The 23386-nt window shown below is 71.9% G+C and carries 20 protein-coding genes, 1 other RNA gene and 1 pseudogene; 17 read left to right on the plus strand and 5 right to left on the minus strand.

Annotated features, from left to right (window positions below; all coding sequences use genetic code 11):
• Together B0E54_RS18820 and B0E54_RS18825 are read left to right on the plus strand one after the other, a co-directional pair.
• Positions 1-2302 (plus strand): DEAD/DEAH box helicase (locus B0E54_RS18820; protein ID WP_234586349.1); only part of this gene is annotated, 2302 nt, incomplete at its 5' end.
• Positions 2302-3216, plus strand: coding sequence for an SWIM zinc finger family protein (locus B0E54_RS18825; RefSeq protein WP_234586365.1), 915 nt, complete (start codon positions 2302-2304; stop codon positions 3214-3216). The genes B0E54_RS18820 and B0E54_RS18825, both read left to right, overlap by 1 nt.
• Positions 3217-3220: 4 nt before the next feature.
• Here B0E54_RS18825 and B0E54_RS18830 read toward each other — a convergent pair whose 3' ends face one another.
• The gene (locus tag B0E54_RS18830; protein ID WP_234586377.1) at positions 3221-3478 is read right to left on the minus strand and encodes a DUF3040 domain-containing protein; all 258 of its coding nucleotides are present in this window, start codon (positions 3476-3478) and stop codon (positions 3221-3223) included.
• A 430-nt stretch (positions 3479-3908) separates the two neighbouring features.
• Between B0E54_RS18830 and B0E54_RS18835 the strand changes: the two genes are divergently transcribed.
• The 5 genes from B0E54_RS18835 to B0E54_RS18855 are packed head-to-tail and all read left to right on the plus strand — an operon-like array spanning position 3909 to position 10242.
• On the plus strand, positions 3909-6035 hold the full coding sequence (locus B0E54_RS18835; RefSeq protein ID WP_234586380.1) for a DUF1800 domain-containing protein: 2127 nt from the start codon (positions 3909-3911) through the stop codon (positions 6033-6035).
• Positions 6036-6043: 8 nt separating this feature from the next.
• Positions 6044-7426: a DUF1501 domain-containing protein gene (locus B0E54_RS18840; protein ID WP_234586382.1), complete on the plus strand. Its 1383-nt coding sequence runs from the start codon at positions 6044-6046 to the stop codon at positions 7424-7426.
• A complete protein-coding gene (locus B0E54_RS18845) occupies positions 7423-8844 on the plus strand; it encodes a ferric reductase-like transmembrane domain-containing protein (RefSeq protein ID WP_234586397.1) in 1422 nt (473 codons plus the stop codon). The genes B0E54_RS18840 and B0E54_RS18845 overlap by 4 nt, the downstream gene beginning before the upstream one ends.
• 11 nt (positions 8845-8855) lie before the next feature.
• On the plus strand, positions 8856-9470 hold the full coding sequence (locus B0E54_RS18850; protein WP_234586447.1) for an FMN-binding protein: 615 nt from the start codon (positions 8856-8858) through the stop codon (positions 9468-9470).
• Positions 9471-9519: 49 nt separating this feature from the next.
• Positions 9520-10242: an FAD:protein FMN transferase gene (locus tag B0E54_RS18855; protein ID WP_234586546.1), complete on the plus strand. Its 723-nt coding sequence runs from the start codon at positions 9520-9522 to the stop codon at positions 10240-10242.
• 384 nt (positions 10243-10626) lie between these two features.
• Here the strand turns inward: B0E54_RS18855 and B0E54_RS18860 are convergent, their stop codons facing one another.
• Positions 10627-11298: a bifunctional DNA primase/polymerase gene (locus B0E54_RS18860; protein WP_234586548.1), complete on the minus strand. Its 672-nt coding sequence runs from the start codon at positions 11296-11298 to the stop codon at positions 10627-10629.
• Positions 11299-11547: 249 nt separating this feature from the next.
• Here B0E54_RS18860 and B0E54_RS18865 point away from each other — a divergent pair, with 249 nt between their 5' ends.
• From B0E54_RS18865 to mctP, 7 genes are all read left to right on the plus strand, one after another.
• Positions 11548-12777: a helix-turn-helix domain-containing protein gene (locus B0E54_RS18865; RefSeq protein WP_234586449.1), complete on the plus strand. Its 1230-nt coding sequence runs from the start codon at positions 11548-11550 to the stop codon at positions 12775-12777.
• 16 nt (positions 12778-12793) lie between these two features.
• Positions 12794-13366: a flavoprotein gene (locus B0E54_RS18870; RefSeq protein WP_234586453.1), complete on the plus strand. Its 573-nt coding sequence runs from the start codon at positions 12794-12796 to the stop codon at positions 13364-13366.
• 130 nt (positions 13367-13496) lie between these two features.
• The gene (locus tag B0E54_RS18875) at positions 13497-14333 is read left to right on the plus strand and encodes a Nif3-like dinuclear metal center hexameric protein (RefSeq protein ID WP_234586550.1); all 837 of its coding nucleotides are present in this window, start codon (positions 13497-13499) and stop codon (positions 14331-14333) included.
• A complete protein-coding gene (locus tag B0E54_RS18880) occupies positions 14323-15060 on the plus strand; it encodes a zinc ribbon domain-containing protein (protein ID WP_234586455.1) in 738 nt (245 codons plus the stop codon). The genes B0E54_RS18875 and B0E54_RS18880 overlap by 11 nt, the downstream gene beginning before the upstream one ends.
• A 3-nt stretch (positions 15061-15063) precedes the next feature.
• Positions 15064-16224, plus strand: coding sequence for a bifunctional RNase H/acid phosphatase (locus tag B0E54_RS18885; RefSeq protein ID WP_234586457.1), 1161 nt, complete (start codon positions 15064-15066; stop codon positions 16222-16224).
• Positions 16225-16444: 220 nt separating this feature from the next.
• Positions 16445-16687: a DUF3311 domain-containing protein gene (locus tag B0E54_RS18890; RefSeq protein ID WP_234586459.1), complete on the plus strand. Its 243-nt coding sequence runs from the start codon at positions 16445-16447 to the stop codon at positions 16685-16687.
• A complete protein-coding gene (gene mctP / locus B0E54_RS18895) occupies positions 16687-18336 on the plus strand; it encodes a monocarboxylate uptake permease MctP (protein ID WP_234586461.1) in 1650 nt (549 codons plus the stop codon). Before B0E54_RS18890 ends, mctP begins: the two co-directional genes overlap by 1 nt.
• Positions 18337-18419: 83 nt before the next feature.
• Here the strand turns inward: mctP and B0E54_RS18900 are convergent, their stop codons facing one another.
• Positions 18420-18962: a TetR/AcrR family transcriptional regulator gene (locus B0E54_RS18900; protein ID WP_234586463.1), complete on the minus strand. Its 543-nt coding sequence runs from the start codon at positions 18960-18962 to the stop codon at positions 18420-18422.
• An 86-nt stretch (positions 18963-19048) separates the two neighbouring features.
• Here B0E54_RS18900 and B0E54_RS18905 point away from each other — a divergent pair.
• Positions 19049-19938 (plus strand): annotated as a pseudogene (locus tag B0E54_RS18905) (NmrA/HSCARG family protein).
• A gap of 202 nt (positions 19939-20140) precedes the next feature.
• On the opposite strand, the gene B0E54_RS18910 reads toward B0E54_RS18905, so the two are convergent.
• Positions 20141-20602, minus strand: a complete 462-nt coding sequence (locus tag B0E54_RS18910; protein ID WP_234586465.1) for a MarR family winged helix-turn-helix transcriptional regulator — start codon at positions 20600-20602, stop codon at positions 20141-20143.
• Positions 20603-20656: 54 nt separating this feature from the next.
• On the opposite strand from B0E54_RS18910, the gene B0E54_RS18915 reads away from it, so the two are divergent.
• Positions 20657-21889, plus strand: coding sequence for an MFS transporter (locus B0E54_RS18915; RefSeq protein WP_234586467.1), 1233 nt, complete (start codon positions 20657-20659; stop codon positions 21887-21889).
• A 125-nt stretch (positions 21890-22014) separates the two neighbouring features.
• On the opposite strand, the gene B0E54_RS18920 is transcribed toward B0E54_RS18915, so the two are convergent.
• Entirely contained in the window at positions 22015-22776 is a 762-nt protein-coding gene (locus tag B0E54_RS18920) for a sulfite exporter TauE/SafE family protein (protein ID WP_234586469.1), read from the minus strand.
• A gap of 127 nt (positions 22777-22903) precedes the next feature.
• Here B0E54_RS18920 and rnpB point away from each other — a divergent pair.
• Positions 22904-23319: RNase P RNA component class A (gene rnpB / locus B0E54_RS18925), an RNA gene on the plus strand.
• Positions 23320-23386 lie beyond the last annotated feature (67 nt).

The raw sequence follows: 23386 nt of genomic DNA on the forward strand, positions 1-23386 counted from the left end.
TGCGCTGCCCGAGGGTGCCGCGACGGAAGGCGGCGATGCGCTGGCCGCGGGCGGCGCGACGGAAGGCGGCCGTCGTCCTGGCGAGCCGGTCGGCAGCGGCCCGGCCGGGTCGGCGGAGGCCAGCGAGGACGCGCCGGCCGTCGGCGCACGGTGGCGGCTGGAGTTCGGGTTGCAGGCGGCCGACGAGCCGGGGCTGCACATCGACGCCGGGGAGGTCTGGCGGTCGCACACGCTCGACGGTCTCGCCGACTGTACGGCCAGCCCGCAGGAGACCCTGCTCGCGGAGCTGGGCCGCGCCAGCCGGCTCTGGCCCGACCTGGACGCCGCGCTGCGCACCGCAGCGCCCGAGGCGATGGAGTTGGACGTCGAGGGCGCGCACCGGTTCCTCAGCGAGGGGGCCCCGGTGCTGCACGCCGCCGGTTTCGGGGTGCTGCTGCCGTCGTGGTGGCGGCGTCCGTCGGCGCGGCTCGGCGCTCGGCTGCGCGCCCGCAGCCGGACCGCGCCCGGCACGGTGGCCAGCACCGAGGCCGGAGTCGGTTTGGACGCGCTCGTCGACTACCGCTGGGAGGTCGCGCTCGGCGATCAGCCGCTGTCCGCCGACGAGCTGGCCGCGCTGGCGGAGCTGAAGACCCCGCTGGTACGGCTGCGTGGCCGGTGGGTGGAGCTGGACCCGGGTCGCCTCGCGGCCGGTCTGCGTCTGCTGCGCTCGGCCGGCGAGCTGACCGTCGCCGACCTGTTGCGCCTCGGACTCGCCGACGGCGACGACACCGAGGCGCTGCCGGTGCTGGAGGTGACCGCCGACGGGGCGTTGGGCGACCTGCTCGCCGGTGCTGTCGAACGCCGGCTCACCCCGCTCGACCCGCCGCCGGGCTTTCAGGGGACCTTGCGGCCGTACCAGCGGCGTGGACTGGCCTGGCTGGCGTTCCTGCGGTCGCTGGGCCTGGGCGGCGTGCTCGCCGACGACATGGGGCTGGGCAAGACCGTGCAGTTGCTGGCGCTGCTCGCCGGGGACCCGCCGGACGCCGGGCCGACCCTGCTCGTCTGTCCGATGTCGCTGGTCGGCAACTGGCAGCGGGAGGCCGCGAAGTTCACGCCCGGGCTGCGGGTGCACGTACACCATGGGGCGGAGCGGGCGCGGGGGGCGGAGTTCACGACTGCCGCGCACGACGCGGACCTGGTCCTCACCACCTACTCGGTGGCCGCGCGCGACGCCGTCGACCTGGCCGGCATCGACTGGCACCGGGTGGTGGTGGACGAGGCGCAGGCGATCAAGAACGCGTCGACCCGGCAGGCCGAGGCGGTCCGGGCGCTGCCGGCCCGGCAGCGGGTGGCGGTGACCGGTACGCCTGTGGAGAACCGGCTCGCCGACCTCTGGTCGATCATGCAGTTCGCCAATCCGGGGCTGCTCGGCCCGGCCGCGACGTTCCGCAAGCGGTTCGCCGAGCCGATCGAGCGGCACGGCGACGCCGAGGCCGCCGAGCGGCTGCGCCGGATCACCGGCCCGTTCGTGCTGCGCCGGCTCAAGACCGACTCGTCGATCATCTCGGACCTGCCGGAGAAGCTGGAGATGGAGGTGCTCTGCAACCTCACGGCCGAGCAGGCCGCCCTGTACCGGGTGGTGGTCGACGACATGCTGGCCCGGATCGAGACCAGCGACGGCATCGAGCGACGCGGGCTGGTGCTGGCCACCATGACCCGGCTCAAGCAGGTCTGCAACCACCCCGCCCAACTGCTGCGCGACGGCTCGGCGCTGGAGGGCCGCTCCGGAAAGCTGGCCCGGCTGACCGAGATCCTGGAGGAGGTGCTGGCGGCGGGGGAGCGGGCGCTGCTGTTCACCCAGTACGCGGAGTTCGGCGCGATGTTGCGCGGTCACCTGTCCGCGCGGTTCGGCCGGGAGGTGCTGTTCCTGCACGGTGGGCTCGGCAAGGCCGAACGGGACGCCCTGGTGCAGCGCTTCCAGTCGGCCGACGGGCCGCCGCTGTTCGTCCTGTCCCTCAAGGCCGGTGGCACCGGGCTCACCCTGACCGCCGCCAACCACGTGGTGCACGTGGACCGGTGGTGGAACCCGGCGGTCGAGGACCAGGCCACCGACCGGGCGTTCCGGATCGGGCAGCGCCGGCGGGTGCAGGTCCGCAAGTTCGTCTGCGCCGGCACCGTGGAGGAGAAGGTCGCCGCGATGATCGCCGACAAGCGCGCCCTCGCCGAGCGGGTGGTGGGCACCGGCGAGCAGTGGATCACCGAGCTGTCCACGGGTCAGCTGCGGGAGCTGTTCGCCCTGGAAGCCGGGGCGGTGGTGGAGTAGTGAGCACCGACCGGTTCGCCGACTACGGGCGACCGCGCAAGGTCGACGGCGGGCTGCGGGCGCGCAGCGCCAAGGGCGCGATCGGGCGGTCCTGGTGGTCCCGACGCTTCCTGGAGGTGCTGGAGTCGTTCGCTCTCGGCACCCGGCTGACCCGCGGCCGGTCGTACGCGCGGGCGGGCCAGGTGCTCCGGCTCGACATCGCGCCGGGCCGGGTCACCGCCCAGGTGCAGGGTTCCCGGCCCCGGCCGTACGAGGTGTCCATCGCGCTGGCGGCGTTCCCGGCCGAACTCTGGACCCGGATCGAGGACGAGTTGGCCGGGCAGGCGTTCTTCAGCGCCCGCCTGCTCGCCGGGGACCTGCCCGACGAGCTGGAGGAGCTGTTCGTGGCGGCGGGCGCCCCGCTCTTCCCGGCCGCCGTCGACGAGCTGACCCAGCGCTGCAACTGCCCCGACTTCGCGGTGCCGTGCAAGCACCTCGCGGCCACGTTCTATCTGCTCGCCGAGGCGTTCGACGCGGACCCGTTCGAGCTGCTGCACTGGCGTGGTCGCTCGCGGGCGGACCTGCTCGACCGGTTGCGCGCCCGGCGGGCCGAGGCCACCGGCACTGCGGTGTCGCCCGCGCCGACCGCCACCCGTGACAAGGACGGGTCCACATCGGACGAGGCTCCGTCCGTAGTGGACGCCCTGCCGCCGGTCGGTGCGGCCCGGGCGCTCGCCGGGCTGACGGTCACCCCCCTCGCGGAGGCGGCAGACCGCTTCTGGGCGTCGCCGGTGCCGCTGCCCGACCGGCCACCCCGGCTGGCTACCGGGCCGGATCTCCTGCTGCGCCAGCTCGGTCCGCCGGCCCCGGCCATCGGAGGGCCGGGCCTGCTGGAGCGGCTACGTCGCGCGTACCGGGCGTTCGGCCCGGGGTGAGCTGTCACGTCCAGCGGCGGCGGAACCGCCACATGATCGCCGCGTTGGCCACCAGCACCACCGCGCAGATCGCGCCGGCCAGCCGGCCGGCGAACACGGCCATCGCCGGGAGCGACGCCCACAGCACGATGGTCAACAACATCAGGTAGCGGCCCCTGCGGGCTCGGACCCGGTGGTCCAGCCGGGCGAAGAAGGCCGGGTCACTCTCCCGGAGCTGACGGGTGATCTGGTCGAACCTGCGCTGATCCTCTTTACTGAGCATGGCGCTGCCTTCCCCTCACGCGTTCAGCGGTTCGGCGGCATACCCGCTGCGGCGGCGGCTCACGCTCGCCCGCTCCTCCTACTTTTCCCAGCGTGAGGACACCTCACGTCCGGCTTAGCCGAACCTTAAGTTTGCCTGTGGTGGTGAACGGCGCGGAACGTGTCGCGTACGGCGGTGTGGTCCGATCCGTACCCGGCTGCCGCACGTCCGCCCTGCTGGGAAGGTCCGAGCCCGGCCCGGGTCGCCGGCCCGCCCCGAAGGCTGTGGTGAGGGCTGTCTTAAGTGCCCTCACCGGCGTGTTGCGCTCACCTTGAAGGCACCTGAGCGCTTGGTTACCTTGCCGTAGCAACCCCCTCAGGCAACAGTCGCCGCACCTGCCGCACCCGCTCGGTCGCAGCTTCCGGCGCTCATCAGAAATCGGGATTGGTACATGGCCGACCAGAATGTGCCACCACGTCGACCGCGGGACGACCGCGGCTGGGACGGACGCCAGCACCACACCTCGGACAGCTACGGCGACCCCACCGCGTCCGCGTCGTACGGATACGACTCGCCCCACCCCTACCAGGGCGGCTACCCGGCGCAGGGCGACCCGCGCGAGCAGTACGGCGACGGGTACGCGCACGCCGGACAACCCGCCCCCGCCCCGCGTGGGCCGCAGTGGGTCGGCCCGGAGGGTCTGGGCCGTCCGGCCCCGGCGCGTCCGGCCGGCGCCGGACTGCCCACCCTGGACGATGACGACGAGCCGGGCCGCAAGGTCGGCCGGCGCAAGGCCATTGTCGCGATCGGTGGCACCGCCGCCGTCGTGGCCGGTGGCGCGGCGCTCGCCATGACTCCGCAATTCCGCAGCCTCTTCGGTGACGAGGCGGCTGCGGACGCGACGGGCAGCACGGTGACCGACGGGACCGCGGCGCGGCCCAGCGGCCAGCAGCCCAGCACGGTGCGTACCTACACCGAGCAGAACGAGAGCTACATGGGCTCCCGGGCCGGCGAGGCGCTGAAGAAGAACGCGCCGACCGGCGGCCGGACCTTCTCCGGCCCGGCGGCTGCCGCCGCGGAGACCAAGGTGACCGTCAAGACGGTGCTCGCCAAGGACCCGATCCTGCACCTGGCCCGGCGGGCCACCTTCGGCGCGACGCCCGCCGTGGTCGCCGACATCAAGCGCCAGGGCATCGACGCGTGGATCCGCGGGCAGCTCGACCCGGACAAGATCGAGCCGAGCAAGGCCGAGCTGAAGCTCGCCGAGCTGCCCACCCAGACGCTCTCCGTCCAGCAGTTGCGCGACCAGCGCGACAAGCTCAACGACCAGGGCGCCCAGCCGGAGCGCGAGGTCGTCGACGCCACCCTGGCCCGGCAGATCTGGTCGAAGCGCCAGCTGTTCGAGGTGATGGTCGACTTCTGGAACGACTTCCTGCACGTCGCCGCCGACTTCGACGGCGGCGAGGTGTACCGCACGTCGTTCGACAAGGACGTGGTGCGCAAGCACGCGCTGGGCAGCTACCCCGAGATGCTGGTCGCGGCGAACAAGCACCCCGCGCTGCTGATCTACCTGAACCAGAAGGACTCCCGCAAGGACGCGATCAACGAGAACCTCGCCCGGGAGAACCTGGAGCTGTACTCGGTAGGCGTCGACGGTGGCTACACCGAGAAGGACGTTCGCCAGGCCGCCATGCTGCAGACCGGCCGTGGCGTCGACGACAAGGGCCAGTACGTCCTGCGCGTCAACCAGCACTACATGGGCAAGGTGAAGGTCCTCGGCTTCACCCACGCCAACACGTTCAGCATCAAGGACGTCAACAACCCGACGGCCAAGGAGATCGCCGCCGTGGACGCGGCGATCGACAAGTACATCACCTACATCGCGCTGCACCCCTCGACCGCGAAGTACGTGGCGCAGAGCCTCGCGACCCGGTTCGTCTCGGACACCCCGCCGAAGTCCCTCGTGGACCGGCTGGCCAAGTCGTACACCAGCAACAACGGCATGATCAAGCCGGTGCTGATGACGCTGTTCAGCTCGTCGGAGTTCTGGGCGGCGGTGGGTCAGAAGGTGCGCCGGCCGATGGAGTACCTGGTCGGCACGTACCGCGCCCTGGGTGTCTCGCCGGAGGCGTCGGCGAAGAACGACAACGGCGACAACAAGCGCACCCCGTTCGCCCGGGGCCTGCGGCAGATCCACGACAAGCTGCGCGAGCTGGGTCAGTACCCGATGGGCCAGCCCACCCCGGACGGCTACCCCGACGTCTACGTCGCGTGGACCTCGGCCGGCACGATGGTCAACGGCTGGAACGAGGCCGGCGAGATCGTGGCGGGCTACCGCACCGTCTTCACGTACACGGCGCCGGAGAAGCTGGTCGCCAAGCCGCCGGCCACCGCCGGGGCGTACGTGGACGCGCTCTCGATGCGACTGGTCAACCAGAAGCTGAGCACCCGGGAGAAGAACCTGATCCTCGGCGTGGCCGGCGTGCCGGCGACCGCCAAGGTCGATGCCACGTTCAACGGGGCCATCACCGCCGTCGCGCGGGCGATCCTCGCGTCCCCCCAGCACCACCTCCGGTGAGGCACCCGATGGAGAAGACTGTGTACAACTCTTTCCCCCTGCACCCCGAATGCCCCGACCTGGGGCGGCTGGCCGACAACCCGGCCGAGGCGCTGCTGCGCGCGGAGGCCGACCTGGTCGCCGCCGAGAACGCGGCCGAGGCCGACCGCTACCGCACGCTTGAGGACCTGGAGGAGGCCCAGCAGGACGGCCGCGGCGTCACCCGGCGGACGTTCGTCGCCGGTGCGGCGGCGACCGCCACCGCCCTGGCCACCGCCCAGTTCGTCACCACCTCGGCGTCGTTCGCGGCGACCAAGACCGGCACCCTGATCCACGTCTTCCTCTACGGCGGGCTGGACGGGCTGAGCCTTGTCGCGCCGGACAACGACCCGGTGCTCGCCAAGGGTCGCCCCGAGCTGTTGCTCGGCAACGACTCGCTGGCCCTGTCCCGTGGCTTCAAGCTGACCAGCGCGTTCAAGCCGCTGGAGCAGTACCTCAAGGCCGGTCAGCTCGGCTTCATCCCGGCGGTCTCCGACGAGCGGCTGTCCCGCAGCCACTTCCAGGCCGCGGACGCCTGCAACCTGGGCGGCCTGCCCAACGAGACCGGCGGCCGGGGCTGGCTGGACGGACTGGTCGACAACCTCGGCAAGGGCACCGCGTTCCGCAGCGTCGGCATCGGCAGCACGCTGCCCCGCTCGCTGGTCGGCAACAACGGCGCGCTCTCGCTGAACAACGTCGGCTCGCTGCGGCTCAACGGCGACGACAAGTTCCGGGCCGCCACCGAGAAGGCCATCAAGGGGCTCTTCACCGGGATCAACCACCCGGTCGAGGAGGCCGTGCAGGAGGGCATGGGCGCGCTGGCCACGGCGCAGAAGCTCGCCGCCAAGCCGTACCAGCCCGCCGCGGGCGTCAAGTACGAGGGCGTCGGCAACGCGTTCCAGCAGCTCGCCCAGTTGATCAAGGGCGGCGCCAACGTCCGGGTCGCCACCGTCGGCATGGGCGGCTACGACACCCACGAGAACCAGGGCACCCAGGCGGGCGGTCAGCTGCACCGCCGGCTGGGCGAGCTGGCCAGCGCGATGGCCGCCTTCTTCACCGACCTCGGCCCGCAGGCCGCCGACGTGACGATCATGGTGTCCAGCGAGTTCGGCCGCCGGGTCGGCTCCAACAAGGGCGGCACGGACCACGGCCACGGAGGCGTGATCACCGTGCTCTCCGGCAAGAAGCTGGCCGGCTCGCTGCTGGGCACCTGGAACGGCCTGGACAAGCTGGACTCCGGCGACGTGCCGGAATACAACAACATGTTCAACGTGTACGGCTCCCTGGCGCAGGGCCGCTTCGGGCTCACCAACGCCGAGGTGCAGAAGGTGTTCCCCCGCATGAAGTACGCACCGATGAAGTTGTACGCGTGACGCATTCGCACACCCACGCCGCCGGCCGCCGCACCGGGACGACCTCGTCCCGGCACGGCGGCCGGTCGGCTGCGCCCGTACCCCCGCAGATCCCGGCGCGGCGCGGACCCGGCGGCCGGCGGCTGCTGGCCGCGCTGCTCCTGGTCGGGCTGCTCGCCAGCGTGCTGCCCTGGTGGCTGGGCACTCCCGCCGGCTCGCTGCGGACCACCGCGGCCACCGTCACCGCCGCCGGCCGGATCACCGGCCTGATCGCCGGCTACCTGCTCCTCGTGCAGGTGCTCATGATGAGCCGGCTGTCGGTGCTGGAGCGGTGGATCGGCGGCGAGCAGCTCGCCCGCTGGCACCGCGACATCGGCGCGACGCTGCTGGTAGCCGTGCTGTCGCACCTGTCGCTGATCCTCGTCGGGTACGCCGACCTGCGGAACCAGTCGGTCCTGGCCGAGGTGGGCACGCTGCTGGGCGACTACGAGGACATGCTCTCGGCCTTCGTCGCCACCGGCATCATGCTCGTGGTCGGCTTCAGCAGCGTCCGGGCGATCCGTCGGGCGCTGCCCTACGAGGTGTGGCACCTGCTGCACCGGTCGAGTTATCTGGTGCTGCTGCTCGGTTACGGGCACCAGTTCACCCACGGCGCGCAGCTCTACAAGCCGGGACCGGTGCGGACCGGCTGGATCGCGCTCTACCTGCTGGTGGTCGCCGCCCTGCTCTGGGGCCGGGTGATCGCGCCACTGGCGTTCAACCTGCGCTACCGGCTGCGGGTCGCCGACGTGGTCGCGGAGAGCCCGGACACCATCTCCATCTACCTCACCGGGGAGCGGCTGGGCCGCCTGGAGATGCTCGGCGGGCAGTACTTCCGCTGGCGCTTCCTCACCCCCGGCTGCTGGTGGCAGTCGCACCCCTTCTCCGTCTCGGCCGCCGCCAACGGCCGCTGGCTGCGACTCACCGTCAAGGTCGTCGGCCGGCACACCGCCGACCTGCGCGACCTGGAACCGGGGACCCGGGTGTGGGCGCACGGCCCGTCGGGCACCTTCACCGCCGCGCACCGGGTGCGCGAGCGGGCGCTGCTGATCGCCGGTGGCAGCGGCATCACGCCCATCCGGGCCATGCTGGAGGAGCTACCGCCGGGCGCCGCCCTGATCTACCGGGCCCGTACGCCTGCCGACGTGCTGCTCAGCCGGGAGCTGGACTGGCTGGCCCAGGAACGCGACACGTCGATCTGGTACGTCATCGGCTCCCGCGACGACCCCGGCCCCCGCCAGCTGATGAGCCCGGACGGGCTGCGCCAACTGGTGCCCGACGTGGCCCGGCGCGACGTCTATCTCTGTGGGCCTCCCGGGCTGGTCGAGCAGTCGGTGCGCGCGCTGCGCCGCGCCGGCGTGCCCCGCCGGCAGATCCACCTGGCCACCTTCGAGCTGTAGGAAGGCATCGCATGCGTCGCGCGTTGTTCGCGATCACCGGACTGGCTGCCAGCACGACCGCTCTGGTGGTGCTCAAGGGCTCGCCCGGCGCCACCCAGGTCGCCCAGAACCTGCCGACCGCGCAGCCGGTCAACCCCTCCGGGCCGGGCGTCGACCCGAGCGCCGACCCGGCCGCTCCCGCCGCCGACCCGACGGGCGCGGCTCCGAAGCCGTCTGGGACCGCCGACGCGCCCACGTCGCCCAAGCCCACCAAGAGCAGCACCACCCGGCCGTCGGGCACGAAGACCACCGCGAAGGCCCCGACCGCGCCGAAGACCACCACCAAGGCGCCCCAGTCGACCACCCGCCGGGTCACCGGGCCGACTGTGGACACGGCCGAGGACTACGGGTACGTGCAGGTGCAGATCGTGGTCTCCGGCAACAAGATCATCGACGCGGTGACGTTGTCGTTGCCCAGTGGCGGCGAGTCCGACATCCACAGCGGCGACGTAAGGAACAAGTACAACGGCACCGGTGGAGAGGTGGTGCAGAAGCAGAGCGCCAACCTGAACACCGTCTCCGGCGCCACCGCCACCAGCAACGCGTACAAGCAGTCGCTGCGGGCCGCGATCGAGCAGGCGTTCTGACGTGCCGCCCGCGCTGACCCGACCCGGGCTGTGCCGGGTCGAACAGATCATGGGTACGACGATCACCCTGGACCTCGCCGACGACCTGCCGCCCGCGCGCCTGCGGGAGCTGGCCGATGACGTCTTCGCCTGGATGCGCGAGGTGGACGGCCGCTTCAGCACGTACAAACCCGACAGCGAGGTGTGCCGCTTCGACCGGGGCGAGGTGCTGCTCTCCGAGGCGTCGGCGGACCTGCGCTTCGTGCTGGAGGCGTGCGCCGACCTGTGGGGCGCCACCGACGGCTTCTTCGACGCGTACGCCACCGGGCGGCTCGACCCGTCCGGGTTCGTGAAGGGCTGGGCGGCGCAGGTCGCCTCCGACCGGCTGCTCGCCGCCGGCGCGGCGAACCACTGCGTCAACGCCGGCGGCGACGTGCGCGTCCGCGGCTTCTCGCCGACGGGGGAGCCGTGGCGGATCGGCATCCGGCATCCCTGGGACGCGATGGCGACGTGTATGGTGCTCGCCGGCACCGACCTGGCCGTGGCCACCTCCGGGGTCTACGAGCGGGGTCGGCACGTGCTGGACCCCCGGCGGGGAGCGCCGGCCGGCGGGCTGCGCTCGGTGACAGTGGTCGGCAGCGATCTCGGCGTCGCCGACGCCTACGCCACCGCCGCCCTGGCCATGGGGGCGGCGGGGATCGGCTGGCTGGACCGTCTGACGGACCACACACACGCGGTCGTCACCGACGACGCCCGCCAGTTCCACTCCACCGCGCTTCCCCTGACGGTCTAGACCCCCGCGCCCGTGTCCGCGATCTTGCAGTTTCTGTCGCTGCTTCGTCGCCTTTTGACAGGGTTTGCCGCGACACAAAGTGCAAGATCGGCGGCGTGGGGTGGGTGGGGGTGGGGTCTAGCGCAGTGGGCGATGGGTGCCGGCGGGGCGGGTGCCGGTGGGGCGGGGCCGCCCGGGGCGCGAGCCGGCCGGGCGGGTGCCCGCCCAGCGGTGCCGCCGGTGGCTGCGACGGGGCGGTTCGGTGCCGCCGGGATACGGCGATCTGTCGTGCGTGGACATCGTTCCCCCGTTCGTGGCGCGCGTTCGCGCTGTCACCTGCTCAACGAGCACCGGCCGCTCGGCGACGCTGTCGGTCACCGGATCGAATCGTCGGCCGGGGCCGGATCACCTGCCCCGGCGGGGCAGGGGCAGGTGACCCGGGAGCAGGTCGGGGGCGAGCGTCACCCCGCTGGCCAGCAGCGCCTCGATCAGGGTGTTCTGCACCAGGTAGGAGTCCGGGAGTTGCCAGCGGGCCTGCTCCGGGGCGACCGCCCAGCGGACGGTCCCCTCGGGCAGCCGGGTGGGTGGCGCCGGGATCCACGAGCCCGGCCCGTGCCGCACGACGTGGAAGCAGTGCTCCAACTCCGGTCGGAGCGCGTCGCCGGGGCGGACCAGGAACATCCACCTGCCGGTGGGCGTGACCAGCACGGGTCCGCGTACGCCGGTGCCGGCCGGGTGGACCTGCACGGCGTCGAGCACGTGCCGGCCGAGGTGGGCGGGCACCTCCAGCACGTCGAAGGTCCGTCCGGTGGGCAGCAGCACGCCGTGCGGGCGGGTGCGCCACCAGGTGGCCACCCGGGCCGGGTCGGTGGTGGCGGCCAACTCCCAGTTCTCCAGGGCGGGGTGGCAGCCCACCGTGGGGCAGCCGGCCCGACCGCACACGAACCGGCTGCGGGCGAGGCACGCGCCGGGGGTCACCTCCCAGCCGTGTACGGCGTACCGGATGGCGACCCGGCGCAACCGGACGCGTTCCAGCGGCGACAGTTCGGCGACGCGCGGTACGACGTTCCCCCACATGTGTGCCATCTCCCCTCGTCGGGCCCGGCGAACGCCAGGTCGCATGTCGAGCACCGTCACTGCCGTAACCCACGATCGTTGAGGTTGACGAACGGCTCGTGCAACTTGCACGAAAAGTACGAGGACTGGCTGTCCGGCTGACGTACAGACTGTGCGACCAGCGAAAACTGCAAGACGAACGATGGATCGCCGCACCCGCGGACATCGCCGGCACCCGATGGGTGGAGGCGGCAGGGGAGGGATGGGGAGATGGACGAGCTACCCATTGGACGGCGAGTGGCCTACTGGCGTGGGCGACGCAAGATGTCGCAGCAGGTCTTCGCCGACCGCCTGGGCAAGTCGAAGAGCTGGGTGGACAAGGTCGAGCGGGGCGTTCGCCGGCTGGACAAGTTCTCCGTCCTCTACGAGATCGCCGACATCCTGCAGATGGACGTGCAACTGCTGCTGGGCCGTGACCCGGAGCGGCGTACCGACGCGCTGAACTGCATCGACCAGGTCGAGGTGCAGGAGATCCGGGCGGCCCTGGAGCGGTACGACTCGATGAGCGCCTACTTCGACGCCGTGCCGTACCCGCCTCCGCTGGACGACATGCGCAAGGCCGTCAACCACGCCTGGCTCACCTACCAGTACGGCCGCTACGGAATGCTCACCCGGGCGCTGCCCAAGCTGCTGCGCGACGCTCAGGCGGCCGACGCCGCCTACGGGGGAGCGCAGGCGCCGGAGGCGGCCCACCTGCTCGGGCAGGTCTACCAGATCGCCTCGTCGGTGCTGCGCAAGCTCGGCGAGTGCGAGCTGGCCTGGCTGGCCGCCGACCGGTCGATGGCGGTGGCCCAGCGGGCCGACGACCCGCTGCTGGCCGGCATCGCCACCACCCGGGTCTGCAACGCCCTGGTCGCCATGGGTCGGGCCCGGCCGGCTCTGGAGCTGAACGTCCAGATCGCCAACCGGTTGGCTCCGGGCGGCAGCAACGAGGTCTCCCCGGCCCGGCTGTCCGTCTACGGGATGCTGCTGTTGCAGGGGGCCATGGCGGCGTCGCGGATCGGCGACTCGGCAAGCGTCGACGACCTGATCAACTGTGCGCAGGAGGCCGCCACCCTGCTCGGCGGCGACTACAACCACTACTGGACCTCGTTCGGCCCGACGAACGTCGAGTTGCACCGGGCCGCTGCCGCCGTCGAGCTGGGTGACGGGGGCCGCGCGGTGGAGGTGCACCAGGTACGCATCGTGGAGCCCGCGTTCAACGCGCTGCTGCCCGAGCGCCGCGCCCACCACCTGCTCGACATCGCCCGGGGGTACGCCCAGATCGGCGACGTGGCGAACGCCGGCGAGATGCTGCTGCTCGGCGATCGGCTCGCGCCGTCGGAGATCCGCTGCCGGCCGATCGCCCACGAGGTGATGTCGGACGTCCTTCGTCGCACACGTGGTGCGCCGCCTTCTCCGATTGCGGAGTTGGCTGAGCACATGGGAGTAGGGGTATGAGCGCGGAGCCGGCGTGATGACCGGCGCACCACACACCAGCGAGCACCGTGCGGTGCTCTACGTCATCGCCTGCGGTTCGCCGCTGGCCCGCCACGTCGGCCGTCTGGTGGAGCTGGCCCAGTCGGACGACTGGGACGTCTGCGTGGTCACCACGCCGGACGGCGCCAAGTTCGTCGACCAGCCGGCCCTGGTCCGGCAGACCGGCCACCCGGTGCGGACGCACTACAAGAATCCCGGCGACCCGGACGTGCTGCCGCCGGCCGACGCCATGATCGTCTGCCCGGCAACCGTCAACACGGTCAACAAGTGGGCCGCCGGCATCGCCGACACCCTCGCTCTCGGGCTGCTCGTCGAGGCGCAGGGCAAGGGCATCCCCATCGTCGCGGTGCCGTACACCAACGTCGCGATGGCCGCCCACCCGGCGTTCCGGGCCGGCGTGGCCCGGCTGGCCGACTGGGGCGTCACGGTGCTCTTCGGTGATCATGTCGTCGCCCTGCACCCACCCGGGACGGGTGAGCAGCACCTGCACGCGTTCCCCTGGCAGATGCCACTGGCCGCGCTGCGGACCGTCGCGTACCGGGCCGCCTGAGCGCCCGGCGGTCGCCTTCCCCGGGTCGACGGACCGGCGCGGCCGGGCCGGGCGTCGCCGCCCGACGGTCCCCGCGCCGGTAAGCTGGCCCGCCGTGAGCATCAGCGCATCCACCCCCACGGTGGCGGACGTGGTCGCCGAGTTGGAACGGCGGTACCCGCCGAGCTGGGCCGAGGAGTGGGACCGCGTCGGCCTGGTGCTCGGCGAGCCGACCGCCCCGGTCCGCCGGGTGCTCTGCGTGGTCGACGTGGTGCCCGAGACGGTCGCCGAGGCGCTGGCCGTCGGCGCGGACATGATCGTCGCGCACCACCCGCTGCTGCTGCGGGGTGTCTCCTCGGTCGCGGCGACGACAGTCAAGGGGCGGATCGTCCACCAGCTGATCCGGGCCGGCGTGGCGCTGTACGCGGCGCACACCAACGCCGACGTCGCGTCCCCCGGCGTCTCCGACGCCCTCGCCGCCCGGTTCGGCCTGACCGGGCTGCGCCCGTTGCAGCGGCCGGCGACCGGCTCCGCCGCCGAGGGCGACGACCGGGGCATCGGCCGGATCGGGGAGTTGCCCCGCCCGATGACCCTCGCCGAGCTGACCCGGCACGCCGCCGCCGTGCTCCCCGTCACGGCCTGGGGAGTTCGCGCCGCGGGGGATCCCGGGCGTATGGTTCGTACCCTCGCCGTCAGCGGTGGGTCGGGGGACAGCTTCCTCGGCGCCGCGACCGCCGCCGGGGTGGACGCGTATCTCACCTCCGACCTGCGGCACCATCCGGCCAGCGAGCACCTCGCCGCCGATGGTCCCGCCCTGATCGACGCCGCCCACTGGGCGACCGAACGACCGTGGCTGGACGACCTGGCCGCCCTCCTGCGAGAGGCGCCGGGCGTCGAGACGCTGGTGTCCGACCTGGACACCGACCCGTGGACCGTGCACGCCGCCGCACCCGTTGTGGACGACAAGGAGCCCGACCGTGAAGGCTGACCCCCAGGTCCAGCGCCGCCTGCTCGACCTTCAGGCGATCGACACCAACCTCGCCCAGCTCGCGCACCGCCGCCGCTCGCTGCCGGAGCGCGCCGAACTGGAGGCGCTGGCCCGGGAGCTGTCGTCGCTGGAGGACGAGCGGGTACGCGCCCAGGTCGCGGTCGACGACCTGGACCGGGACATCGCCCGCCTGGAGAAGGACGTCGAGCAGGTGCGGGCCCGCAAGGAGAAGGACCAGAACCGGCTCGCCGCCGGCACCGGCCCGGCCCGGGAGCTGGAGGCGCTCCAGCACGAGCTGACCTCGCTCAACCGGCGCCAGGGTGACCTGGAGGACGCCGAGCTGGAGCTGATGGAGCAGCGGGAGACCGCGCAGGGCGTGCTGGACGGCGTGGAGCAGCGGCTGGCCGACACCCGCGAGAAGCGGGCCACGACCGAGCAGCGCCGCGACGACGCGCTGGCCGAGATCGCCAAGGAGGAGGAGTTCAAGCGGGGGGCCCGGCAGCCGCTCGCGGCCGACCTCCCGGCCGAGCTGGTCACCCTCTACGACAAGATCCGCGAGGACACCGGGTTGGGCGCGGCACTGCTCACCGCGGGTCGCTGCGGCGGCTGCCGGCTGGACCTCTCCGGCGCCGACCTGGCGCGCATCCGCAAGGCGGCCCCGGACGACGTGGTCCGCTGCGAGGACTGCCGACGGATCATGGTCCGTACCAACGAGTCGGGCCTGTAGGTCATGGCGCCGCGCGTGGTCGTCGTCGAGGCCGACGGCGGGTCCCGGGGCAACCCGGGACCGGCCGGCTACGGCGCGGTGGTGCGCGACCCGGAGACCGGCGAGGTGCTCGCCGAGCGCTCCGAGTCGCTGGGTACGGCGACCAACAACGTCGCCGAGTACCAGGGCCTGATCGCCGGTCTGCGGGCCGCCGCCGAGCTGGACGCCGCCGAGGTGGACGTCCGGATGGACTCCAAGCTGGTGGTCGAGCAGATGTGCGGCCGGTGGCAGATCAAGCACCCGGGCCTGCGGCCGCTCGCCGCCCAGGCGGCCACGCTTGTGGGCCGCTTCGACGCGGTCCGCTTCACCTGGATCCCCCGCGAGCAGAACCGGCACGCCGACGCGCTGGCCAACGCCGCCATGGACGCCGCCGCCGGCCGACCCACCCCCCCGCCGGCCTCCCTCGGCGCACCGGCCTCGGCCAGCGCCCCGGCCGGGGGCGCCGCGACGGGCAGCGACCCGGCCACCGCGCCGGCCTCCTGGGAGCCCCGCCCGAGCTTCACCGCCACCCGCCTGATCCTCGTGCGGCACGGCGAGACCGCGTACACCGAGCAGGGTCGCTACTCCGGCCGCGGCGACGTGCCGCTCTCCGATCGCGGCCGGGCCCAGGCCGCCGCCACCGGCGCCCGGGTGGCCGCGCTGGCCCCGTCCGTCGCGGCCGTGCTCAGCTCACCCCTGTCCCGGTGTACGGCCACCGCCGCGGCGATCGCCGAGGCGCTCGGTGACGTGCCGGTCCGCACCGAGGCCGACCTGATCGAGTGCGACTTCGGGCAGTGGGAGGGGCGCACCTTCGCCGAGGTACGCCAGCAGTGGCCGGGGGAGATGGACGCCTGGCTCGCCTCACCGCGGATCGCCCCGCCGGGCGGCGAGTCGTTCACCCACGTGGCCGAACGCGTCCACCGGGTCGTCGGCGCGCTGCCGGCGGCGTACCCCGGGGAGACCGTGGTGGTCGTCTCGCACGTCTCGCCGATCAAGCTGGCGCTGCGCGACGCCCTCGCGGCCAGCGACGCCTTCCTGCACCGGCTCTTCCTGGACGCGGCCGGCATCTCGGTGCTCGACCTGTGGCCCGACGGCGGCATCGCGGTCCGCACGGTCAACGACACCGCGCACCTGCCCGCCGCCTGAGCCGCGCCCCTGCGGCGTCCGTCGCACCTCGCTGCACCGCCTGAGCTGTGGCCCTCGGGTGCCCGCTGCACCTCGTCCGCCGGCGGAACTGTCGCGCCGTTCGGCGCAGCCGGTGCGCCGTTCGGCGCAGAGCCGTCCGCGCTCTGATCGTGACGGCGGTCACAGAGTCGTAGCCTCCGGCCGTTACATCGAGTGCCACGACTCCCCGGAGGTGTGTCAGATGGCTGCACCGGAACCGGAGGCGCCCACCACGGCGCGATCCCGGGCGAAGGATCACAGCCCTTGGAACTGGTTGCTCTTTCTCCCCATCGTGGTGCCGCTGATCCCGGTGTTCTTCAACGGTGACGCGCCCCGGATCTTCGGGTTTCCGCGCTACTACTGGCTGCAACTGGCCTGGATCCTGCTCGGCGTCTCCACGACCACGCTGGTCTACCAGATGACGAAGAAGCGGGGTGAGCACTGATGTGGCGGGACCATCTCACCGAGATCATCGTCTTCTCGCTGCTGTTCCTGCTGGTCAGCGCGATGGGCTTCGTGGCCGCGCGGTGGCGGCGGCCGACGGACATGGCGCACCTCGACGAGTGGGGCCTGGGCGGGCGCAGCTTCGGCGGCTGGATCACCTGGTTCCTGGTCGGCGGCGACCTCTACACCGCGTACACCTTCGTGGCGGTGCCGGCGCTGATGTTCGGCGCCGGCGCGGCCGGGTTCTTCGCGGTGCCGTACACGATCGTCGTGTATCCGCTGGTCTTCCTGGTGCTGATCCGGCTCTGGTCGGTCTCGCACCGGCACGGCTTCGTCACCCCTGCCGACTTCGTCCGGACGCGGTTCGACTCGCCGGTGCTGGCGCTGCTGATCGCGATCACCGGCATCGTGGCCACGATGCCCTACATCGCGCTGCAACTGGTGGGCATCGAGGCGGTCCTCAAGACGATGGGCGTCACGGGTGACAGCGCCCTCGCCCGGCACCTGCCGATCATCATCGCGTTCGCCATCCTGGCGGCGTACACCTACCAGTCGGGGCTGCGCGCACCGGCGCTGATCGCGTTCGTCAAGGACAGCCTGATCTACATCGTGATCCTGGTGGCGGTCATCTACCTGCCGTACAAGCTCGGCGGTTGGGGTGACATCTTCGACGCGGCGGACGCGAAGTTTCAGGCGTCACCGAACCCGAACGACGGCATCCTGCTCAATGGCAACAACCAGTTGCAGTACGTCACGTTGGCGTTCGGCTCGGCGCTGGCGCTGTTCCTCTACCCGCACAGCATCACCGGTGTGCTGGCCAGCCGGAACCGGGACGTGATCAAGCGCAACATGTCGGCGCTGCCGGCGTACAGCCTGCTGCTCGGCCTGATCGCGTTGCTCGGCTACATGGCCATCGCGGCCGGGGTGAAGCCGCTGCCGGGAGCGTCGGCGGGCAGCGTCGACAACAACACGATCGTGCCGCTGCTGTTCGACCAGCAGTTCCCGGACTGGTTCGCCGGGGTCGCGTACGCCGCCATCGGCATCGGCGCGCTGGTGCCGGCGGCGATCATGTCGATCGCCGCGGCGAACCTGTTCACCCGCAACATCTACAAGGAGTACCTGAAGCGGGACGCCACCGCCGCGCAGGAGGCGAACGTCTCGAAGATCACCTCGCTGGTGGTCAAGGTCGGGGCCGTGGCCTGCATCGTGTTCCTCGACCCGCAGTTCTCGATCGACCTCCAGCTCATCGGTGGCGTGATCATCCTGCAGACGCTGCCGGCCGTGGCGCTGGGCCTCTACACCCGCTGGTTCCACCGGACCGCCCTGATCGTCGGCTGGGTCGCCGGCATGGGGCTCGGCATGTGGATGCTCTACCAGGTGGCCAGCCCCACCCGGAAGCACTTCGGCGGGTCCGCGTTCCCGCTGGAGAAGTTCGGCTTCGACACGCCCAAGACGATCTACGTGGGCATCGTGGCGGTGCTGGTCAACCTGGCGGTCGCCGCCCTGCTGACGCTGATCCTGCGGGCCGTCAAGGCACCCGAGGGAGTCGACGGCACCACGCCGGACGACTACTTCGCCGACGAGGGCGACCCCCGCATCACCCCCGGCGTCGACCGCGACGCCGACCCGGCCCGCGAACCGGTCGCCTGACCCGCCCCCCCCGGGCGAGCGCAGCCGCCCCGGCAGACCGTCGCGTCGGTCTACCGGGGCGGCTGCGCTTTCGCGGCGTACGGCTACGGTCGGCTCGCGGAGCCGATCCCCCGCAGGGCAAGGGTCAGCAGCTGTTCCGCCTTGGCCGCGCCCATTGGTTGCGCAGCCAGCGAGATGCCGTTGGCGAGGATCATCAGGTCGGCCATGGTGATGTCGGGCCGTACCGAACCCTCGACGACGGCTCGGCGCAGCAGTGGTTCACCGGCGGCGACGAGCGTCGCGCCGCAGGCGTCGGTCTGCTCGACGGGCTCGTTCAGGAGCGAATCCGCGAGGCCGCGGGTTGTCGTGGCGTACGCGGTGACCTCGTGCAACCAGGTCGTCAGCGCGTCGAGGGCGTCCGGTGCGGCGAGCAGGTCGCCGGCACGCGTTGCCAGGTTGTGCACACAGCCGCGGAAGACCGCCTGGAGCAGCGACCACCGGGTGGGGAAGTGCCGGTGCAGGGTCGCCGATCCCACCCCGGCGGATCGGGCGATCTCCTCCAGTGAGGCGTACGCGCCGTCGCGGGCGATCGCCTCGGCGGCCGCCGTGACGATGAGGTCGTAGTTGCGCTGCGCGTCCGCTCTCATGGTCCGCCTTGCAGAAGTGGGGTAGTCCCCCATATCGTAGCCGACGAGAAGTGGGGGACCACCCCGCTTGTTTCTCGGGAGGCATCATGGCCGTTCTCGTCATCGGCGCGACGGGCAAGCAGGGCGGGGCCACGGCCCGAGCGCTGCTCGATCGGGGCGTCGACGTTCGTGCCCTGGTCCGTGATCTGGGCGCCGACAGCGCCCAGGCGCTGCGGAATCGGGGCGCCGAGCTGGTCAAGGGGGACCTGGACGACACCGAGTCGCTGCTCGCCGCGGCGGACGGAATGGACGGCCTCTTCTCCATCCCGTATCCCGATGTGACGGACCTGCAGGGCAACGCCGAGGTGACCCGCGGCCGCAACGTCGTCGAGGCTGCGCGCCGCGCCGGTGTGTCGCACGTCGTGCACAGCAGCGTCTCGGGTGCCGGCGAGTTCCACCGCAACCAGCCCGGCTGGGCCGAGGGTCGGTGGGACAGGCACTACTGGGAGAGCAAGGCGGCCATCGACGAGATGTGCGCTCTGGTGGCTTCGCGCACTGGACCGTCCTCAAGCCCTCGACCTTCATGGAGAACCTCGTCGGCTGGTCCTACCTCTTCGGCGACTGGTCCAGCGGCACGATCATCACCGGCTTCGCCGCGGACACCCGGCTTCCGTGGATCGCCGTCGACGACATCGGGGAGGCCGCGGCGACCGCGTTCGCCAACCCGGAGAAGTTCGACGGCCTGGATGTCGAACTCGCCGGTGACCTGCTCACCATGACCGACGTCGCGGCCATTCTGAGTGAGGTCACCGGGCGCACGATCACCGCGCCCGTGCTCACCCCGCAGCAGGCCGTCGAGCGTGGCCTGCTGCCCGCCATGGTCAACGCTGTCGAGCAGATCAACGAGAACGGCAGCCCCGCCCGCCCGGAGATGACCCGGGCACTCGGCCTGCCCGCCACGGACTTCCGCACGTGGGCGCGGCGGACGTTCTCCTGAAACCCGGTCCCGTGCCAGGCGTGGGCTTCCGCGCCGGGCGGGCCCGGCGGCTTCACCGCAAGATCGTGCTCGATCGTGGTTGTAGTGGTGTTGGCCGCGCAGGAGGCCACTACAACCAGGATCTTGCGCGATCTTGGCGGGGAAGGGCTTTTCGCGCGACTGGATGGCGCGGTGAGCCAGACCACGACACCGCCACGCGGGGTCAGCGGGTGCGGTTGCGGTTCACCAGGGCCTGGTTGAGGCGGCCCAGCAGGGTTGCCAGGGAGGCCCGGTCCTCGGCGCTCCAGTCGGCCAGCATGTCGCCGTAGAGCCGGGTGCGGGCGGACTGCACGGCGGCCATCCGCTGTAGGCCGGCCGGGGTGGGGGAGATGACCGTGCCCCGGCCGTCCGTCGGGTCGGGGGTACGGGTGATCAGGCCGTCCCGTTGGAGCGCGGACACCTGCCGGGTGACGGTGGAGCCGTCCAGGTTGAGTCGGGCGGCGAGCGCTGAGACGTTCTGTGGGCCGGCGTCGGCCAGGTGGCGCAGGATGACGTACGCCGCGCGGTCGAGCACCCGGTGCTCGGCGGTGCCGGTGGCCCGCCGGGTGGCCTCGCCGAAGCGCATCAACAGGGCCACCTCGGTCTCGATCCGGCCGAGGGTGCTCGCGTCTTGGTCGTCGCTCATAGCTGTATGATACAGAATAAGTACCTGTACGATACAGCTAATTGAGGAGTCGGAGTGGATCGGCGTTCCGAACCGAACCGCAGTGCCATCTACGCCACCACGCTGGTGGCCTTTCTCGCCATCGCCGGCATCGCCGTCGTCGACCCGATCCTGCCGGCCATCGGCGAGGCGATCGGCGTTACCGCCTGGCAGGTCGAGCTGCTGTTCACCGCGTACATCGCGGTGATGGCCATCGGCATGATCCCGGCCACGCTGGCCAGCGGCCGGTTCGGCTTCAAGCCGGTGCTGATCACCGGCGTCTCCGTGGTGGGCCTCGCCGCGATCCTCGCCTCGTTCAGCGACAACATCGTGCAGCTCTCCGTGCTGCGGGGCGTCTGGGGGCTGGGCAACGCGATGTTCTTCGCCACCGCCATGGTCGTGCTGGTCAACCTGGCCGTCGACCGGGAATGGGTGGTCGGCCTCTTCGAGACCGCCCTGGGTCTCGGCTTCGCCGTCGGACCGCTGATCGGTGGCCTGCTCGGCCAGGTCAGCTGGCGGCTGCCGTTCTTCGTCTGCGGCGTCTTCATGGTCCTCGCCCTCGGCGTGGCCTCCCGCAAACTCCGCGAACCCGCCAACCGGCAGGCCCCGGTACGCGTCGGCCAGATCTTCGCCACCTACCGCCGACCGGCGTTCATCGCCCTCTGCGCGGTGACCGCCGCGTACAACTTCGTGTTCTTCGTGGTGCTCGGCTACACGCCGCTCTTCCTCGGTCTGGACATCGTCCCGCTGGGGCTCGCGTTCACCGGCTGGGGTCTCGGCCTGGCCACCGGCATCCTGGTGATCGGTCACCGGCTGGCCCACCGCATCGGCGCGGTGCAGACCGTAGGCGTGGCCATCGCCGGTCTGCTGGTCTGCATGGTCCTCTTCGCCACCTCCACCAGCACCACCGAGGCGATCGTGGTGCTCGTGCTCGCCGGCCTCTGCATGGGCCTGGCCAACGCCAACCTCACCGACCTGGCGCTCGGCCTCGGCTCCAGCGACCGGCGCGTCGCCACCGGCGCGTTCAACCTGGTCCGCTGGGGTGCCGCCGCGCCCGCGCCAATCATCTCCGGCAAGCTCGCCGAGCAGTCGCTGTCGCTGCCGTTCTGGGTCGGCTTCGGGGTGCTCGCCGTCGGCGTGCTGGTCTACCTGGCCTTCGCGCACGTCATGGCCGCCGGCTACGGCGAGCGGGTGCTGTGGTCCCGCTGGAACCGCAGCGCCGCGAGCGCCGAGAACACCGCCGAGGAACCGGTGGGCGAGGCGTACTGACGGGGCCTGCCGCCGCTGGTCCGCTGGACCGCCCAAGATCCGCGCACGTTCGGGGAAACTGCTGCCTCCGGGCTCACTGAGGCAGCACCATCCCGGAAGTTGCGCGGATCTTGGCTTGCCGCCGCTCAGTTCAGGGCACGCCAGAGCAGGTAGAGGCCGATAGTCGTACCGAACACCACGATCAGCGTCTTGAGCACCACCGGCGGCAGCCGGCGGACCAGCCGGGCGCCCGCGTACCCCCCGATCAGCGTGGCCGGCGCGACCACCGCGACCGCCGCCCAGTTCACCGGGCCGAACAGGGCGAACACCACAAGCGTCGTGAGGCCCACCAACGCGGAGAGCAGATTCTTGATGGCGCTCACCCGCGCCAGCGTCGCGTCCAGCACCAGGGCCAGGCCGGCGACCAGCATCACCCCGAGCGCCGCGCCGAAGTATCCGCCGTACACCGCGCCGAGCGCGACCATCGTCTGCACCGCGATCGTCCGCCGCCGTGGCGACAGGGCGCGAGGGTGACCGACCAGCCGGCGCAGCGGGGCCTGGAAGGCCAGGACCGCTGTCGCGCCGAGCACCAAAAATGGTACGACCAGCTCGAACGCGCGAGCCGGGGTGGCCAGCAACAGCAGCGCCCCGACGATCGTGCCCACGATTGTGGTGGGCACCAGCGTGGCCAGCGCCCGAGGGCGCGGCAGGTCCTGCCGGCTGCCCGCCACACTCGCCACGTACCCGGGGAACACCGCGACAGAGTTGCTCACGTTTGCCGGCACCGGCGGCAACCCGATCGCGATCAGCGCCGGGAAGGTGATCAGTGAACCGCCACCGGCCACCGCGTTGACAGTGCCAGCGGCGAGACCGGCGGCGAGCAGCAGCGCGGCGTGGGAGAGATCCATAGACCCACGAGGCTAGCTGTCCCCTTCTGAGCTGGCGTCGCCGGATCGTCCATGAGCTGCGCGATCTTGCCCGGGCGGGGCGGCAATACCGGCCGCACGCTCGTCGTTAGGATGGGAGCGCGACGGACGAGTCGACCGGGCGGTCGCGTCGGCGGGCTCCGGCCCGCCGCCGAGGAACGTCCGGACTCCACAGGGCAGGGTGGTTGTTAACGGCAACCCGGGGCGACCCGCGGGACAGTGCCACAGAAAACAGACCGCCGACCCCAACGGGGACGGTAAGGGTGAAACGGTGGGGTAAGAGCCCACCAGCACCCCGGGTGACCGGGGTGGCTCGGTAAACCCCACCCGGAGCAAGGCCAAGCAAGGGCCGTCACCGCAAGATGACGACCCGGCGCAGACGCTTGAGGGCTGCCCGCCCGATGTCTGCGGGTAGGCCGCTGGAGCCTGCCGGCAACGGCAGGCCGAGATGGATGGCCGCCGCCGGCGCAAGCCCTTCGGGGTACGCGCCGCGCACAGAATCCGGCGTACAGGTCGACTCGTCCGTCGCCCACTAAACCAGAGCCTCGGTCATGGCTGTAGGCTGGACGATCATTGGTGCCACCTCGTCCCT

The sequence above is a fragment of the Micromonospora sp. MH99 genome (assembly GCF_021442385.1).
Taxonomy (GTDB): Bacteria; Actinomycetota; Actinomycetes; order Mycobacteriales; family Micromonosporaceae; genus Micromonospora.

Coding starts and splice junctions, on each gene's coding strand:
- B0E54_RS18830 (WP_234586377.1), bottom strand. CDS start 3,478: ATGCTCAGTAAAGAGGATCAGCGCAGGTTCGACCAGATCACCCGTCAG.
- B0E54_RS18835 (WP_234586380.1), top strand. CDS start 3,909: ATGGCCGACCAGAATGTGCCACCACGTCGACCGCGGGACGACCGCGGC.
- B0E54_RS18840 (WP_234586382.1), top strand. CDS start 6,044: ATGGAGAAGACTGTGTACAACTCTTTCCCCCTGCACCCCGAATGCCCC.
- B0E54_RS18850 (WP_234586447.1), top strand. CDS start 8,856: ATGCGTCGCGCGTTGTTCGCGATCACCGGACTGGCTGCCAGCACGACC.
- B0E54_RS18855 (WP_234586546.1), top strand. CDS start 9,520: ATGGGTACGACGATCACCCTGGACCTCGCCGACGACCTGCCGCCCGCG.
- B0E54_RS18860 (WP_234586548.1), bottom strand. CDS start 11,298: ATGTGGGGGAACGTCGTACCGCGCGTCGCCGAACTGTCGCCGCTGGAA.
- B0E54_RS18865 (WP_234586449.1), top strand. CDS start 11,548: ATGGACGAGCTACCCATTGGACGGCGAGTGGCCTACTGGCGTGGGCGA.
- B0E54_RS18870 (WP_234586453.1), top strand. CDS start 12,794: ATGACCGGCGCACCACACACCAGCGAGCACCGTGCGGTGCTCTACGTC.
- B0E54_RS18885 (WP_234586457.1), top strand. CDS start 15,064: ATGGCGCCGCGCGTGGTCGTCGTCGAGGCCGACGGCGGGTCCCGGGGC.
- B0E54_RS18890 (WP_234586459.1), top strand. CDS start 16,445: ATGGCTGCACCGGAACCGGAGGCGCCCACCACGGCGCGATCCCGGGCG.
- mctP (WP_234586461.1), top strand. CDS start 16,687: ATGTGGCGGGACCATCTCACCGAGATCATCGTCTTCTCGCTGCTGTTC.
- B0E54_RS18900 (WP_234586463.1), bottom strand. CDS start 18,962: ATGAGAGCGGACGCGCAGCGCAACTACGACCTCATCGTCACGGCGGCC.
- B0E54_RS18910 (WP_234586465.1), bottom strand. CDS start 20,602: ATGAGCGACGACCAAGACGCGAGCACCCTCGGCCGGATCGAGACCGAG.
- B0E54_RS18920 (WP_234586469.1), bottom strand. CDS start 22,776: ATGGATCTCTCCCACGCCGCGCTGCTGCTCGCCGCCGGTCTCGCCGCT.